General features: G+C 64.9%; 14 protein-coding genes. 9 read left to right on the top strand and 5 right to left on the bottom strand.

The genetic code is table 11. From position 1 onward, the window contains the following. Window positions 1–153: 153 nt before the first annotated feature. From B7P44_RS26835 to B7P44_RS26820, 4 genes are all read left to right on the top strand, one after another. Window positions 154–399, top strand: coding sequence for a hypothetical protein (locus tag B7P44_RS26835; protein WP_084908940.1), 246 nt, complete (start codon window positions 154–156; stop codon window positions 397–399). Between the two features lie 177 nt (window positions 400–576). Beyond that, on the top strand, window positions 577–1,356 hold the full coding sequence (locus tag B7P44_RS26830) for a hypothetical protein (RefSeq protein ID WP_133117922.1): 780 nt from the start codon (window positions 577–579) through the stop codon (window positions 1,354–1,356). Window positions 1,357–1,506: 150 nt separating this feature from the next. Next, window positions 1,507–2,835 carry an NAD(P)/FAD-dependent oxidoreductase gene (locus B7P44_RS26825; RefSeq protein ID WP_084908938.1) on the top strand — a complete coding sequence of 443 codons (1,329 nt, stop codon included), beginning with the start codon at window positions 1,507–1,509 and terminating at the stop codon, window positions 2,833–2,835. Window positions 2,836–2,914: 79 nt separating this feature from the next. Beyond that, window positions 2,915–4,009 carry a potassium channel family protein gene (locus B7P44_RS26820; protein WP_084908937.1) on the top strand — a complete coding sequence of 365 codons (1,095 nt, stop codon included), beginning with the start codon at window positions 2,915–2,917 and terminating at the stop codon, window positions 4,007–4,009. Window positions 4,010–4,134: 125 nt separating this feature from the next. On the opposite strand, the gene B7P44_RS26815 is transcribed toward B7P44_RS26820, so the two are convergent. Continuing rightward, window positions 4,135–4,503: a hypothetical protein gene (locus tag B7P44_RS26815; RefSeq protein WP_084908936.1), complete on the bottom strand. Its 369-nt coding sequence runs from the start codon at window positions 4,501–4,503 to the stop codon at window positions 4,135–4,137. A 144-nt stretch (window positions 4,504–4,647) separates the two neighbouring features. Between B7P44_RS26815 and B7P44_RS26810 the strand changes: the two genes are divergently transcribed. Continuing rightward, on the top strand, window positions 4,648–4,851 hold the full coding sequence (locus tag B7P44_RS26810; RefSeq protein ID WP_059610410.1) for a cold-shock protein: 204 nt from the start codon (window positions 4,648–4,650) through the stop codon (window positions 4,849–4,851). A 107-nt stretch (window positions 4,852–4,958) separates the two neighbouring features. On the opposite strand, the gene rpoD is transcribed toward B7P44_RS26810, so the two are convergent. After that, the gene (rpoD, locus tag B7P44_RS26805; RefSeq protein WP_084908935.1) at window positions 4,959–6,947 is read right to left on the bottom strand and encodes an RNA polymerase sigma factor RpoD; all 1,989 of its coding nucleotides are present in this window, start codon (window positions 6,945–6,947) and stop codon (window positions 4,959–4,961) included. Between the two features lie 437 nt (window positions 6,948–7,384). Then, window positions 7,385–8,863: an aminotransferase class V-fold PLP-dependent enzyme gene (locus tag B7P44_RS26800; RefSeq protein WP_084908934.1), complete on the bottom strand. Its 1,479-nt coding sequence runs from the start codon at window positions 8,861–8,863 to the stop codon at window positions 7,385–7,387. On the opposite strand from B7P44_RS26800, the gene B7P44_RS26795 reads away from it, so the two are divergent. From B7P44_RS26795 to B7P44_RS26780, 4 genes are all read left to right on the top strand, one after another. Continuing rightward, a complete protein-coding gene (locus B7P44_RS26795; protein WP_231716713.1) occupies window positions 8,847–9,749 on the top strand; it encodes a TetR/AcrR family transcriptional regulator in 903 nt (300 codons plus the stop codon). The genes B7P44_RS26800 and B7P44_RS26795 overlap by 17 nt on opposite strands. Window positions 9,750–9,837: 88 nt before the next feature. Then, a complete protein-coding gene (locus B7P44_RS26790) occupies window positions 9,838–10,074 on the top strand; it encodes a hypothetical protein (protein WP_084908932.1) in 237 nt (78 codons plus the stop codon). Between the two features lie 415 nt (window positions 10,075–10,489). After that, window positions 10,490–12,100, top strand: coding sequence for a 3-keto-5-aminohexanoate cleavage protein (locus tag B7P44_RS26785; RefSeq protein ID WP_084908931.1), 1,611 nt, complete (start codon window positions 10,490–10,492; stop codon window positions 12,098–12,100). A gap of 15 nt (window positions 12,101–12,115) precedes the next feature. Further along, window positions 12,116–12,649, top strand: coding sequence for a gamma carbonic anhydrase family protein (locus tag B7P44_RS26780; protein WP_084908930.1), 534 nt, complete (start codon window positions 12,116–12,118; stop codon window positions 12,647–12,649). Window positions 12,650–12,766: 117 nt separating this feature from the next. Here B7P44_RS26780 and B7P44_RS26775 read toward each other — a convergent pair whose 3' ends face one another. Beyond that, the gene (locus tag B7P44_RS26775; RefSeq protein ID WP_084908929.1) at window positions 12,767–13,639 is read right to left on the bottom strand and encodes an alpha/beta hydrolase; all 873 of its coding nucleotides are present in this window, start codon (window positions 13,637–13,639) and stop codon (window positions 12,767–12,769) included. A gap of 64 nt (window positions 13,640–13,703) precedes the next feature. Beyond that, window positions 13,704–14,801 carry an OpgC domain-containing protein gene (locus tag B7P44_RS26770; RefSeq protein WP_084910042.1) on the bottom strand — a complete coding sequence of 366 codons (1,098 nt, stop codon included), beginning with the start codon at window positions 14,799–14,801 and terminating at the stop codon, window positions 13,704–13,706. Between the last annotated feature and the right edge of the window lie 133 nt (window positions 14,802–14,934).

Below are 14,934 nucleotides of genomic sequence, written 5' to 3'. Positions count from 1 at the left end.
CTAGTCTCAACCGCAAGGAGACCAACGTCGAGCCCGACGCTTTCGCGCTCGGCGTCTGCGATGCAGCAGGCGCCGGAGGGGGCTCATCGGCATGTCGGATGTGCGAACCACGCGCCATGCGCGGGTTGCTTGTCATTCAATGCGGAGGTTGAGATGTCGGAGCATGCATTTGTCGACGAAAACGGCTATCGGTGTTTCTGTGAGGCTTATGAGGAGCCTCCGGGCGTGTGGCGTGCACTGGTGCGATTCGAACGAAAGAGCGACCACGCCGCGATGCAGACGCACATCCCTGGCATGACGCACAAAATCGACGAGACATTCGCGACTCATCATGAAGCCATGGGCGCTGCGAAAGCCTATGCGAGGCACAAGGCATCGCAAGACGAAACGGGCCTGTAGGGCCGAGGTGCGGCGTGGCGCTCGAAGATGGCCCGCGCGCGTCTTTCGCGTTGATGCACGAAACTTCGCTTTCGATGCCGAGAGACGATGATGCTTGGCGCAGGATGAATGCCGGGCAGAGAGTTCGCTTTCTGTGCCGCCATCGATTCCGAAACCAGTCGCGAGGAAGCCACGAACATGTTTAAGGTCAATACCAGCAGCCATGCGGCCTCGTCGAGCGCATCGCATTCCCCGGAAGAAACGCCGGCCGTCGGCGGGCATGGCGAATCTTCGTCGACTTCGAACGTTCCGGCAGCGCTCGCGGCGCTCGCCGACAGGCCTCGCCCTCGCGTTCGGGCCGAACATAATCTGTCTAGCGGGGAGTCCGATAGCGAGAACCCGGACGTCTTGTACCGGTCATTGCGTCGCGACGAGCGGCACGTACGCACAACCGGGCTGCTTCCGCCCAAAGACCACGATCCGTCGATTTCGGCGCTTGCGCATGTTCAGGCCGGTAGCCGGGCAGAGGTGAAGAGTGCTTGGGTTTCCGCAACCCGCAGCAAGAAAGTGGCGGCAGCCTGGGCCGCAAGAAGCGAAGGGGGGCAGGTCGCGAAATTCACGAAGCCGGCGGACAAGGAAACCTACGATCTCACGACGCCCCACGACCAGGCCCTGATCTTTCCCAACGGCGGCTCGGGGCTGAATGCGGCCAAGGGGTCGCAGGAAGTTCTGATCAAGGGCGGCGTGCCTGCCGAGAACATTACTGCGCTATGGGATGCGCGTCGCGTCACGGTCGGCGAATATAAAGCGGCGTCGCCCAGCAACACGCCGAACTTCGTCGACAAGATTCGATCAAGGTCCAAGGCCGGCGAAACGCCGACGCCTGTTGTTCTGACCGACGCAATGAAGACAAAGGCCGCGCGAGGCGTTAGCCCGGACGAGGAGGAGGCGTCTTCCGCGAAGCGCGCAAGAGAATGAGCGTCCTTGATCGTCGTGAGTCGCGCGCGATCCTGCTCCGATACGGATTGATCGATGGCAAGCGATCGATATCATTGGCCCTGCACGAGTCGGCGTTACCGGACGCCGCCGCACGGCCCGAGCACGACAAGACTAGACGATCAGGAAACAATGACGACAACCTACCCGCTACACGCCAACCTGACCCGTGCCGACGCGGCATTTCCGGCCGATGCCGACGTGGTGATCGCGGGCGCCGGCATCATGGGTTGCGCAGCCGCGTACTACCTGGGCTTGCGTGGCCTGAAGGCCGTCGTGCTCGACAAGTCCCGGCTCGCCGGGCAGCAATCCGCGCGCGCATGGGGCTTCGTGCGCCAGCAGGGGCGCGAAGCCCCCGAAGTGCCGCTGATGATGGCCGGCATGCGGATCTGGGAAGGACTGGAGGCCACGCTCGGTTTCGATCTCGAATGGCGGCAGGGCGGCTGTCTCTATATTGCGGACAATGAAACGGACTGGGCGTCGTTCCAGGCGTGGCTGAGCGTCGCGCGCGACCACGGGCTCGACACGCGCACGCTGACGCGCGCACAGATCGACGAGCGGGTCAGCGGTCTCGCCGCGCCCGCGCTCGGCGGCCTTTACACCGCGAGCGACGGCCAGGCCGAGCCGCGGCGCGTGGCCGCCGCGTTCGCCGCGCGGGCGACCGAGGCCGGCGCGCGTTTCTTCGAAGGCTGCGGCGTGACGGCCATCGAGACGGCGGGCGGCGTGGTCGTCGGCGTCGCGACCGAGCGCGGCACGATCCGCGCGTCGCGCGTGATCTGCGCGGCCGGCGCGACGAGCTTCCGGCTGCTCGACGGCGTTGGCATCCGGTTGCCGCAGCAGGCGGTGCGCGGCACCTGCATGCGCACCAACGTGCTGCCGCCCGTTTCCGCGTCGACGCTCTGGGGCCACGGCCTCGGCATCCGCCAGCGCAGCAACGGCGCGATCAATCTCGCCGACGACATGCAGGCGGACGTCGACCTGACGCTCGGCCACCTGCGCGGGCTGAGCCTGTTCTGGCCGGAGTTCTGGTCGCAGCGCGAGAAATTCCGGCTCCACCTGAACGGCGCCGCGTGGCGCGACCTGGCCGCGCGGATCAACGGCGGGCCCGGGCCGATCGAGCCGCGCGATCCGCAGCCGCAGCCGAATCCCGCGCACGCGCCGCGCGCGCTCGCGAAGCTGAAGGCGATCTTTCCGGCGCTGAAGGACGCGCAGGTCGTCGAGGCGTGGGCCGGCCTGATCGACGTGCTGCCCGACGGCATCCCGGTGATCGACGCGCCGGGCACGCCGGCGGGGCTCGCGATTGCGACCGGCTTCTGCGGCCACGGGTTCGCGATGGGGCCGATCGTCGGCCGCCTGCTCGCCGAATGGGTCGACACCGGCGCGCCGTCGCTCGATCTGTCCGCGTTCCGCGCGCGGCGTTTCGTCGACGGGACGATGGTGCGTCCGCGCAGCGTGCTTTGACACCGGCGCGCAGTCGACGCGCGCCCATCGCACGCGTCCCATCGTAGAATCGACCCCCATCGTTCAGGAGATCGCCCCGTTGGCTTCGCCCACCGCCCAGCGCCGGTCGTTGCGCTCCCGCCTGCGCCGCGCCCGCAATCCGTGGCAGGCGCCGCGCGCCCGCACGCTGTTCACGCGCCCCGCGACGTCGCCGGTGCGCACGCTGCTGTTCCGGGCGTGCCTCGTCATGTTTCTGTGCGTGCTCGCGTTCCTCGTGCTGTATCTCGATCGCGACGGCCTGCGCGACTCGACGAAGAGCACGCCGATGAACATCGCCGACCTTGTCTATTTCACGATGGTCACGGTCGCGACGGTCGGCTACGGCGACATCGTGCCCGTCACCGCGCGGGCGCGCCTGATCGATGCGTTCTTCATCGTGCCGATCCGCATCGGCATCTGGTTCATCTTCCTGGGCACGGCCTATCAGTTCGTGATCCAGCGCGTTGTCGAGGAATTCCGCATGAAACGCCTGCAAAAGCAACTGACCGATCACATCGTCGTGTGCGGCTACGGCCTGTCCGGCTCGATCGCCGTGCGCGAACTGCTCGAAAGCGGCGTCGACCCGGCGACGGTGATCGTGATCGACTCGCAGCAGCAGGCGCTCGAGGCCGCGACCTCGCTCGGCGTGACCGGGCTGCTCGGCGATCCCGCGCACGAGGACCTGCTGCAGCAGGCGCAGGTGCGCGCCGCGAAGGCGGTGATCATCTCGGTGACCGACGATCCGACCGCGATCCTGCTGACGCTGTCGGTGCGCAGCATCGCGCCCGACACGAAGATCGTCGTGCGCATCCAGGAGAACCTGTACCAGCGGCAGCTGCGGCAGGCGGGGGCGGACGTGATCGTGTCGTCGACGAAGATCGGCGCGCTGCTGCTCGCGGATGCGGTGCACAGCCGCTACATCGTGCCGTTCGTCAACGACATGCTGTCGACCCGCGGCCGCGCGACGTTGGTCGAGCGGCCGGCGATGAAGCACGAGATCGGCTGCATGACGAACGTCGTGCCGGGTGCGATCGTCGTCGGGCTCGACCGCGGCGGCAAGATCCATTCGTTCTATGAAGACCCGCCGTGCCGGATCCAGGTCGGCGATACGCTCGTCGTGATCCAGTCGGCGCGGATTCCCGATCCGGATGTTTGAGGGTTTTGTCTTTTATAAAACGCAAATAATTCAACGGGTTGGTGTCGTGCGTATTCGATGAGTCATCATTCCGTGTCTGTTGTGCAGGCATTGGAAGTGCCGGATGCAGCGTTGCCGGTTGCGGGCTATCGGCGCGATTCCCGCACGGCAAGTGCCTCGATGAGCGGCTCCAGCAGGCTTCCAGCGGCGTCTACCGCTGCCTGCTCGTCCTGCGCGACGTTGGTCGCAACCAGATCATGATGCGCCGCAAGCGTGGGCTCGGGCACCACGGTGTCGGCAAAGGCGATCCTGAGATCGCAGTGAATGCTTTCGTCGAAATAGGCGTAAAGCGCCTGCAGCGCGGCATTGTGCGATGCTGCCGCGATTAGATGCTCCACGAGTTCGGCTTCCTTGGGGATGCAATCGCCGACCTTCCGCAGACGTTGGGCAACGTGCGCGCGAATCGCGTCGACCGTCGTTTCGACGGGCGAAGAACGGGGAACTGTCCCGTGCACCCGCCATGTCCGTTGGTGGAACAAAGTCGTCGGTCGATAAACCTGGATTGTCGACGCCGGCTCACCTGTGATAAAAGGTAGCCGCACGCTTGGCGCAAGCCGGCGGCGTTATCTACAACAAGCATTCCGTGGAATATTCAGAACATGGCAACCGGTACCGTCAAGTGGTTTAACGATACGAAGGGTTTTGGGTTCATTACGCCGGACGACGGCGGCGATGACCTGTTCGCGCACTTCTCCGAGGTTCAGGGAAGCGGCTTCAAATCCCTTCAAGAGGGCCAGAAGGTCAGCTTTGACGTCAAGCAGGGCCCCAAGGGAAAGCAGGCAGCGAACATCAAGCCGCTGTAAGTTTTCCGCGCCGCGACCGCGGCGTGTCAGCGCAGCGATCAGGCCGAAGCTTGATCGCTGCGCGTCCGGAGCCTCGCGTCGAAAGGGCGGCGCAATGCCGCCTTCGTTCAGCGCTCGAGGAAGGGCCTCAGCTTGTCCGCGCGACTGGGGTGCATCAGCTTGCGCATCGCCTTGCTCTCGATCTGGCGGATCCGCTCGCGGGTCACGTCGAACTGCTTGCCGACCTCTTCGAGCGTGTGATCGGAGGTCGTGTCGAGCCCGAACCGCATCCGCAGGACCTTGGCCTCGCGCGGCGACAGCCCGTCGAGCGCCTCATCGATCGCAGCGCGCATGTTTGCGTGAATCGCGGCCTCGGCCGGTGAGCTCGCCGAGACATCCTCGATCATGTCGCCGAGCGTCGCATCGGCATCGTCACCCACCGGGGTCTCGAGCGAGACCGGTTGCTTGGCGATCTTGAGGATGCTGCGCACCTTCTCCTCGGACATCTCCATGCGCTTCGCGAGGACGGCGGGATGCGCTTCCTGCCCGGTCTGCTGCAGGATTTCGCGCGAAATCCGGTTCAGCTTGTTGATCGTCTCGATCATGTGGACCGGCACGCGAATGGTCCGCGCCTGATCGGCCAGCGCACGCGTGACAGCCTGCCGGACCCACCAGGTGGCGTACGTCGAGAATTTCCAGCCGCGCCGGTATTCGAACTTGTCCACCGCCTTCATCAGGCCGATATTGCCTTCCTGGATCAGGTCCAGGAACTGCATTCCGCGGTTCACGTACTTCTTCGCGATCGAGATGACAAGGCGAAGGTTCGCCTCGATCATCTGCCGCTTGGCCTGCCGCATTTTCGACTCCGCGGCGCTCATCTGGCGGTTGATCTGCTTGAGCTGCTGGAGCGGCAGCGCAACCCGGGACTCGATGTCGATGAGTTTCTGCTGTCCGGCCTGGATGGCCGGCAGGTGCCGCTCGAGCGCCGCGCCAAACTGTTTCGAAGTCGCCGCCATGCGGCTGGTCCATTCGAGGTCGGTCTCGCAGCCCGGGAACGACTCGACGAACGTCTCGCGTGCCATGCCGCAACGGTCGACGGCGATCTCCAGGATGCTGCGCTCGATCGTGCGAACCTCGGTAACCTGGTCGTGCACGCTGGCGCACAGGCGATCGATCGTTTTGGCGGTGAAGCGGATCGGCGCGAGTTCACGCTGGATCTCCGAGCGCACTTGCACGGCGGCTGCGGAACGCGTCTTGTCGGTAGCGGGCACATCCGGCAGCTGTTCGAACAGCGCACGCACGCGCGCGAAAATCGCAAGGCTGTCTTTCGTGAGTTCTTCGAGGCGGGCCGTGTCCGCTTTCTCCGAATCCCCGGCATCCGTTTCATCGTCGTCGCCGTCCGGGTCGTCCTCGGAGGCCTCCGCTTCCACTTCGACTTCGTCGGCTTCAAGCGTCGTGCCGCTTTCATCCGTGTCGTCGCTGATGCCATCGACCAGTTCGTCGATGCGCAGTTCACCGGCAGCGATGCGGTCCGCATCGGCGAGAATCGTGGCCACGACCGTCGGGCACGCGGCGATTGCCTGAATCATGTCCTGCAGGCCGTCTTCGATGCGCTTTGCGATCTCGATTTCGCCGGCGCGGGTCAGCAGTTCGCTGGCGCCCATTTCACGCATGTACATCCGGACCGGATCGGTCGTGCGGCCGAATTCGGAATCGACGGTCGACAGGGCTGCTTCCGCTTCCTCGTCCGCCTGATCGTCGGACGTAACGGTCGCCGTGGCGTCGTTCAGCAGAAGTGTCTCCGCGTCCGGCGCCTGCTCGTATACGGCCACGCCCATATCGCTGAACGTGCTGACGATCGTTTCCATCGCAGCGGTCTGCGTGAAATTGTCGGGCAGGTGATCGTTGATGTCGGCGTGGGTGAGGTAGCCGCGCTCACGGCCAAGCGCGATCAGCGCGCGCATCTGGCGTTGGCGCTCCTCGTCCTGGCGCGCTGTCGACGCGTTGTCCAGCGGTGTTGCGACGCCCTGGGTCTTGCCCTTGGGCGTGCGGCGGCCGGTCTTCGACGTGACCGTGATCACTTGGGATGCTGAATCGTCGCGAACTGGATTTGCCAATACATTCTCCTCCGCAGGTGGGCCGACGATCGTTGCGGACTCGACAGGCTGGTCAGCTCGTCGGGGTGCGAACGAAATCGTGGGATGGCGCGCGGACAGTCGAGGCTGGTGTGCCTCTCGCGGATTCTGGTGCGCGCAAAATGGGGAACCCTAAATTGTACTGGATGATGTTGTGCGACGCAACAAGTTATCGGAAGATGGTCGTGGCGCGCCCGCTTGCGGAGAAGCGCAAATGGGTTCCCTTGCGCGCTGGTCGGGGCAGCCCCCTGAATCTCAGGACACGGAGCACCTCCTGAAACAGGCGGTGCTTCCGTGGCTGGCATCAAGCTCGGGCATCAAGTGGAAAGCGTCGAGATTCCGATGGCCGAACCGGAGCGTTGCCGTCGGCGGTTCGGACTAAAACCGGGGGCAGATCCGTTCCATTGCGAACCGGTGAGTCAGGCAGTACGCCGAGTCGCCAACCGATTCCACAGCATTCCGGCGCGATTGCCGCTTCGGCAATAGGCGAGAACAGGCTTCGGCAATGCGTCGACCATTGCGCCAAAGGCATCGACTTCCGCGTCGCCGATGTGATCGGACTTGACGGGCAGGTATCGCGCGTCGAGCCCCAATTCGCGGGCCGCGGCGGCAATCTCGTCAAAGGCCGGCTGATCGGCGCTTTCCCCGTCGGGCCGGTTGCAGATCACGGAGCGGAAGCCCGCGTCGCGAATGGCTTTCAGGTCATCCGGCATGATCTGGCGCGACGCTGCAAACCCGTTTGATGCGGTCGACCGGCATTGCTCGATGGCTTGCCGGAAACAGGCTATGGCGAAGTCGATGTCCTGTTCCGTCGTGAAGCGTCCGACGCTGATACGGACGGTGCGGCCGGCCGAATCCGCATCCAGGCCGATTGCCGTCAGGACGTGGGACGGCGTGCCGGCGGCCGAGTTGCATGCGGAGGTGGACGACACGGCGAGCGCGTCGCCCAGCATGAACGGGAAGAAACCGGGCGCATTCACGGTCAGGCTCAACGTATGCGGGATGCGTCGCGCCGCGGACGCGTTCTGCTCGACGTCGCCGAGCGCGAGCACCGAGTCCCGCAAGCGCATGCTGAGCGCGGAAATCCGTGCGCTGTCGGCCTCGAGTTCATCGGCTGCCAGTTCGCACGCGGTCCCCATGCCGACGATCTGATGGGTGGCGAGCGTACCCGAGCGCAAGCCCCGCTCGTGTCCGCCACCGTGCATCTGAGGTGCAATGCTGTCCGCAATGTCTCGACGGACGAAGAGTGCGCCGATCCCTTTGGGGCCATAAACCTTGTGCGCGGACATCGACATCAGGTCGATGCCGAGCGCGCGGACATCGATCGGGGTCTTGCCGAGGGCCTGCGCCGCATCGACGTGGAGCAGGGCGCCGGCGGCGTGCACGACGCGGGCGATCTCGCCGATGTTCGTGAGCGTGCCGATCTCGTTGTTCACGAGCATGAGCGACACCAGGCCGGTCTCGGGGCCAATCGCCGCGGCCACGGCGTCGGCCGTGATTTCGCCGTCGCGCGTCGGCGTGAGGTAGGAGACCGACAAGCCGTGCTTCGCAAGGCTGGCCATCGTGTCGAGAATGGCCTTGTGTTCGATGCGGCTCGTGATCAGGTGGCGTTTTCCGGTTGCGGCATCCGCATACCCTTTGAGCGCCAGGTTGTTTGATTCCGTGGCGCCCGACGTCCAGACGATTTCGTCCGCATCCGCGCCAATGAGCGCGGCAACCTGTTCGCGCGCCCGTTCCACCTTTGCACGTGCGAGCCGGCCCGCCCGATGCGAACTCGACGCCGGGTTGCCGAATACGCCGTCGGCGCCGAGACACGCGGCCATCGATTCGATCACCCGCGGATCGACAGGCGTCGTCGCCGCGTAGTCGAGGTAATGCAATATGTTGTTCTCGCTCATTTCCGTTACTTGCCACGCTGTAATGCAGGAAATGATACGGGGCGCAACCCGGAAAAAGGATCCAAATTTGGTTGAGAATTGCGCCATTGATGGAATATTTTTCTATCGTGAGGCGTTGTTCCAGGTCCCGTCCGTGGTTGCGCCGGTGACACCGGCAGGCTCGGCCAACCGCAATGCGGGAAGCCGGGGGGGGCAGGGTCGCGGGGCGCCGCTGCCATGCCACCGGCAAGGTCGATTTGACGCGCTTCGACGCAACGCTACAAGGCGCGACGAATTACTCCGTCTATTTATTGAGGAAATGGCTCGTACACGGAATGAGAAGCTCCACGAACAGCGTCGGGAGCAAATCCTGCTTGCTGCCGCGCAGGTCTTCAAGGCAAAGGGGTTCCATGGGGCACGGACGGAGGACATCTGTGCGCAGGCGGGCATGAGCGCGGGCGCCGTGTTCAGGTATTTCTCCGACAAGCGCGAGACGATCAACGCGATCATCGACATCGAGCGCTACATGCAGGACTTCAATCGTCTTCTCAGCAAGGAAGGGCTGAACCGGCTGGCGGATATGACGGCGGATCAACTGGTCGAGATCGGGCAGACCGGCTATGGCCTCGGGGTCGACAGCTGGCTTGAACTGGCACGCGACTCGGAAAGAAGGCCCGATCTCCTTGCGCTTGACCGCAAGATGCGCACGGATTTCGCGGACGTGCTGGCACGCGGTCAGGCCGAAGGCTGGGTCAGGCAGTCGCTGGACCCGCAAGGCGCGGTGAACATCGTTTTTTCCTTGTTCAATGGCCTGTGGCTCGACCAGAGCCTGGGAACATCAATCGACATCGATCGCACGGCCGCCGCGCTCGGCGATTTCTTCCGGACCTACGTTCTGGCTTCATGACACCGAACGGCACACCTTTTTTGAGGAAAACTGCTGTTGAGCGCGTGTGCGACACCGGAGGCGACGAAGTCCTTCATACCAGGGGCTGGTGAAAAGCGGCGACCACGGTACGGCCATCCCGCCCAAGGGCGCGCAATTCGGCCGTTACGGCCGGGTGGTTATCAAGCCGGTGCAGATCACGCCCTTCGCGGAACAGGAGGTATCGCCCGAGGCGGCGCTCGAAGTTCGCAACGCGCTGCAAGTTCGTCTCGAATCCGAGCCGGACACCCGCAAGAACACGTGTGCGGGTCAATGGCGTACGTCTTCGGCAATGCATCGTTCATGAGCCTTCTGCAGGGCACGACTGCCAACCACTAGCAGGGGCGTGGGCTGGCGCTGCTCTCGGGGTTGCGGACGCAATCAGCGCAATGATCGCGGCAAAGCATGTACTGCCAATCAATTTCGAATGGAGACCGGTAGCGGCTGACAAGAAGCGCATGAACATTCCGGGCGCATGTTTTTTCGTGCCACGATCGCGGCTCACTCACGTGTGTCTGCAAATTGCCGGAGTTTTCAGTTGATTTAAACAATTTCGGCGCTTCGAGAATAATCAATCAGACCATTTCGGCGACGTCCGATTATTTCTTTCATTTTCCAATCAATTTCACTTCAACGGCCTTGTATTTTCGGGTGGCTTCTATAAGCTGATCGTAAGCAACGTTGCTTCATGTATTTCTTCTCAACCAACCGGAAGATTACCCATGACACGTATGTACATCACTGCCGCACCCACTGGGGCCGTGCCGAAGTGGCTCGATCCGCTCGAGCCGACTTTCATTCCGTCCTGCCTCATTCACCAGCTATTCGATACCGCACAAGCCGAGAAAATCGCCGGCCGATTGAAATCCGACGGCTGGGAAGCTGTTTCGGCCGGCGGATGGTTAATCGAATCGGGACATGGTCTTTCTGTTTCAGATGATTTTTTAGCACAACTATCCAACAAGCCTGCCGCTCGCCAGGCATTGGAGGAAATCGGATGGACGCATCGCGATGGGGCCTGGCATGCGCCGCCCGTGTTGGCGTCCGGCAGCGCCTCAATCCCGCGTGAATGGCTGATGGGCCTGTCGTCGGTCGAGCTCGTCAGGCGGATCGTGCTGCAATTGACGACCTATGGATGGGTGGCCAACGAGCGCGGCGACCTGGTCTGGGATCACGCGAAGCTGCACAGCTATTTCCCGCCCGCGCTGATCGATTCGATTCGCGACGACTGTCCGGCGCTGTTGGCCAAGCTGGAAAAATCCGGCTGGAAAGCGTGCGGCGACGGTTACTGGCAAGCGGGCAAGGGGCGCTCACCGGTATTGCCGATCACGCCGGATGCGATCGTGGACGAAACCGTCCGCTCGATCAAGGAAGGGGCGGCGGTCGTGCATTTGCATACGCGTGAACTCGGCGACCGTGCGCAACTCGACATCCCCGGATTGGGCGCCGTCACGGTCGGCGCGCAGCGCAACCAGATCGTCGTCGATCATTACGACGCGATCGTGCCGGCCGTGAGGCGCGCCGATACGACGGCGATCCTGAACCTGTCGACGAGCGTGCGGGGCGACCGTCACGGCGCGCGCAGCACGCTGCGGCGCGCCCATCTGAAATCCTACGGCGACGCAGCGGTGCCCGAAGTCGCGTCGCTGAGCCCGGCCGCCGTGATTTTCCAGGGCGGCGGCGGCTACGACAACGCGCCGGATTTCCTGGCCGAGCAGTTCGCGCATTTCCAGCGCGTCGGCACGCGCCCGGAGGTCGAGGTATTCAATCACACGATCATCGACAACGCGACGACCCTGTACCGGGCGTTCCTTGAAGCGACCGGCCGGCCCGTGCTGTTCATGCTGGTGGCGGCCGTCGACCAGTATCGTCGCGACCCGGTCAGCGGGGAAGTCGAGGACGATTCGTTGATTGCGCCGGCCGTCAGGCAGGAAATCAACCGCTGCGTGGCGACCGGCGACGCACAGGACCGGCAGCGTGCGATCGACCTCGCGGTCGAACAGCTGAGGCCGGTTGTCGCACGGCTGCGCGACGGCTTTCCGTCGTCGCTCGTCTCGTTGCTGCTGCCGGGACCGCTGCAAGCGCTATTGGCGGATCTCGCGCACGCGTTGCAGCTGGACGGGGTTCGGATCGGCCTGGAGGATGGCCTGAACGTGCAGGACAGCCGAGTTCCAGGTGGCGTCCGCAAGGCGCGCGGCACATGGGAACAGGTGCGCATGCTGCGCGAAGACCTGCTCGCCAGGGGCGTCACGGTGCAAACCGCCGCCGAGGTGCGGGACATGCTCGGCCTGCCGGCCGGCAAGTCGCGCCAACCGCATCTGAAGCGCGCATGACGGAGCGAACGTTCGATGACCCTCTATCGATTGGGCGATCGCGTGCCCACCGTTCATCCGAGTGCGTTCGTGGCGGACACGGCGACGATTGTCGGCGACGTCCGGTTGGGCGCGGATTCGAGCGTCTGGTTCGGTGCGATATTGCGTGGCGATACCGAGCCGATCGTCGTCGGGGCCGGGACCAACATCCAGGACGGGGCCGTGCTGCACACCGATGCAGGGTGCCCTTTGACGATTGCTGCGCATGTGACGGTCGGCCACCAGGCCGTATTGCATGGCTGCACGATCGACGAGGGCTCGCTGATCGGCATCCAGGCGGTGGTGCTCGACGGCGCGGTGATCGGTCGTCAGTGCCTGGTCGGCGCCGGCGCCGTCGTCACGGCGGGCAAGGTCTTTCCCGAGCGTTCGCTGATTCTCGGCGCACCCGCCAAGGCCGTGCGCACCCTGACGGACGAGGACGTGGCCAGGCTGCGGACCAATATCGGCTTCTACGCCGAGGTGCGCAGACCGACGTACAAGGCGGCGTTGCACCGAATGGATCAGGGGTGACCTGATTCGGGAAGCCATCCCGTCAGGCAACGGAAGCACTGGCCGGCCCGTCGTCGGGCCGGCCGGCGCGACCCGACCAGGCGCGCAAGGTCGCGCTGTCGCAGCTTGCCGCCGTCGTTACTTGACGCACTCGAGCGTGTACTTGAGCGCCGGCGCGATCAGGCCGCGCCACACGTCCCACGTGTGGCCGCCGTCGACGATGCGCAGCTCGGCCGGGTTCTGCGCGCGGCGCAGCTGCGTATACAGCACGCTCGATTCGGCCTGGATCGTCAGGTCGTCGTCGCCGGCGGCGATGAACATCGGCACGCGCCAGTTCCGCGCGTAATAGGTGCGCAGCAGCGCCGGGTAATTCAGTTCGTGCCAGACGCGCGAGTCGAACTGTTTATCGCCGAACACGCCCACATAGCGGGCCGCCGAGTTCAGCGGCGGCTCGTTCGCATAGATCGCCGGGCTCAGCAGCATCGCGCCGCAGAACAGGCCCGGCTCGAGCAGCGTGAAGCGCAGCGCGCCGAAGCCCCCCATCGACACGCCACCGATCGCGCGGCCCGCGCGCTGGTTCGACACCGCGAAATGCGTCTCGACCTCCGGCAGCAGATCGTTGAGGAACGCGCTCTGCATCCGCTCCTTGCGATCGACGTACCAGTCGGTGCCGCCTTGCGGCATCACGATCACGACCGGCGGGATGTCGTGCCGCTCGATCAGCGTGTCCGCGGTGACCTGCAGCCGGCCCTGCGTGATCCAGTCGTTCGCATTGCCCGCGTTGCCGTGCAGCAGGTACAGCACCGGGTAGCGTGCGCCCTCCGGGTTGTAGCGGGGCGGCAGGTAGACCGTGTACGACCAGTCGCGCTGCAGCGACGCCGAACGGAACGTGCGCATCACGACGATGCTGTCGTCGTTGATCGGGGCCGCCTGGACGGTGGGGGTGGCTTCGGCGGAATCGGCGAGGCCGATGGTCAGCGCGGCGGCAAGCAGGAGGAAAAATCGGCGCATGTCGAGCGGGTTGAGGAGTATCGCCGCCTATCGTAGCAGCGGCGGATGACGGCCGTGCGGACGTTTAGCGCCGCGCGCGGAACGGCAGCCGCGACATCAGCGGCGCGTAGAGCTTGGCGACGAGATACAGCAGGCCCATCGCGACGACGTCGGCGGTCAGCCCGAGCGGCACGTCGAGGTAGCCCTCGGTCGCCTCGTACAGCAGCGAATCGACCGCGAGCGAAATGGCGGTGCCGGCGACGAAGCACAGCAGGCCCTGGCGGCCGATCGTGCCGATCCACGGCATCGCGTGCGCGACCTTCTTCATCCAGCCGAGGTGCACGAGCTTGGCCGCGAGCCACGCGATCGCGAGGAAGTTCACGAGCCGCAGCGCGCCGAGGTTCTGCTTGATCGACGGATCGGTCGGGAACGGCTCGATGCGCAGCCGGTAATAGGCGCCCGCGGCGACGATCGCGAGCGACGCGGCCGTCAGCAGCCAGCCCTGCGGTTTCGGCGCGAGGGTCTGGTAGACCGGCTGGCAGCGCGAGATCACGCCGAGCACGAACAGGAACTGCCACGCGAACGGATTGAAGTCCCACGGCGTGCCTTCGACGGTCGGCAGGTAGCCGGCGGCGTGCGGCGCCGCGAACCACAGCGACGCGCTGAACGCGAGCAGCAGCCACGGCTGGGTGCGCGCGAGCGGCAGCGCGAGCGGGGCGAGCAGCGCGAAGAACGCATACATCGGCAGCACCGACGCCAGGTACGGCTGGCGCCGGAACAGCAGGATGTCGCGCAGCGCGGCGAGCGGCTTCTGGATCAGGCCGTCGAGATCGTTGGTCGGCATGTTCGGGCCGTCGATCGCCAGCGCGTTCAGCGCGGCGGTGATCAGCAGCATCAGGCCGGCCGTGACGAGGAACGCGCGATAGATCTCGAACGCGCGCCGGATGAAACGCTGGCGCGCGGCGGCCTCGTCGTGACGCTCGGCGAGCGAGTTGTACGCGATCGCGGTCGCGAAGCCGCCGAGGAACACGAAGACCTCGGCGGCATCGCACAGCGCGTACGCGTGCAGCGTGACGCGCGACAGGATGCTGCCGCCGATGTGGTCGATGACGATGACGAGCAGGACGAGTCCGCGGAAGAAATCGAGTTCGGCGTAGCGGCCGGGCTTGGCGGCGGCGCTCATCGGCCCGGCTCCCGGCGCCCGCCGCGTGCGCGGCAGGCACACGCCGCGCATGAATCGGGGTCAAGCATGAATTCGTGAGGAAATGTGACAAACAGATGCGCATTGTGCCATCGATGCGACTTTTTTCGGGTTT

Source organism: Burkholderia ubonensis subsp. mesacidophila, assembly GCF_002097715.1.
Classification (GTDB): domain Bacteria; phylum Pseudomonadota; class Gammaproteobacteria; order Burkholderiales; family Burkholderiaceae; genus Burkholderia; species Burkholderia mesacidophila.
The sequence above is the reverse complement of the archived record's forward strand: the minus strand, read 5'-3'. Positions and strand labels throughout refer to the sequence as shown.

Bases quoted from the DNA above. Each gene is read 5' to 3' on its own strand.
- B7P44_RS26835 (WP_084908940.1), top strand. From the start codon at position 154: ATGTCGGAGCATGCATTTGTCGACGAAAACGGCTATCGGTGTTTCTGT.
- B7P44_RS26830 (WP_133117922.1), top strand. From the start codon at position 577: ATGTTTAAGGTCAATACCAGCAGCCATGCGGCCTCGTCGAGCGCATCG.
- B7P44_RS26825 (WP_084908938.1), top strand. From the start codon at position 1,507: ATGACGACAACCTACCCGCTACACGCCAACCTGACCCGTGCCGACGCG.
- B7P44_RS26810 (WP_059610410.1), top strand. From the start codon at position 4,648: ATGGCAACCGGTACCGTCAAGTGGTTTAACGATACGAAGGGTTTTGGG.
- B7P44_RS26795 (WP_231716713.1), top strand. From the start codon at position 8,847: ATGTTGTTCTCGCTCATTTCCGTTACTTGCCACGCTGTAATGCAGGAA.
- B7P44_RS26800 (WP_084908934.1), bottom strand. From the start codon at position 8,863: ATGAGCGAGAACAACATATTGCATTACCTCGACTACGCGGCGACGACG.
- B7P44_RS26785 (WP_084908931.1), top strand. From the start codon at position 10,490: ATGACACGTATGTACATCACTGCCGCACCCACTGGGGCCGTGCCGAAG.
- B7P44_RS26780 (WP_084908930.1), top strand. From the start codon at position 12,116: ATGACCCTCTATCGATTGGGCGATCGCGTGCCCACCGTTCATCCGAGT.
- B7P44_RS26775 (WP_084908929.1), bottom strand. From the start codon at position 13,639: ATGCGCCGATTTTTCCTCCTGCTTGCCGCCGCGCTGACCATCGGCCTC.
- B7P44_RS26770 (WP_084910042.1), bottom strand. From the start codon at position 14,801: ATGAGCGCCGCCGCCAAGCCCGGCCGCTACGCCGAACTCGATTTCTTC.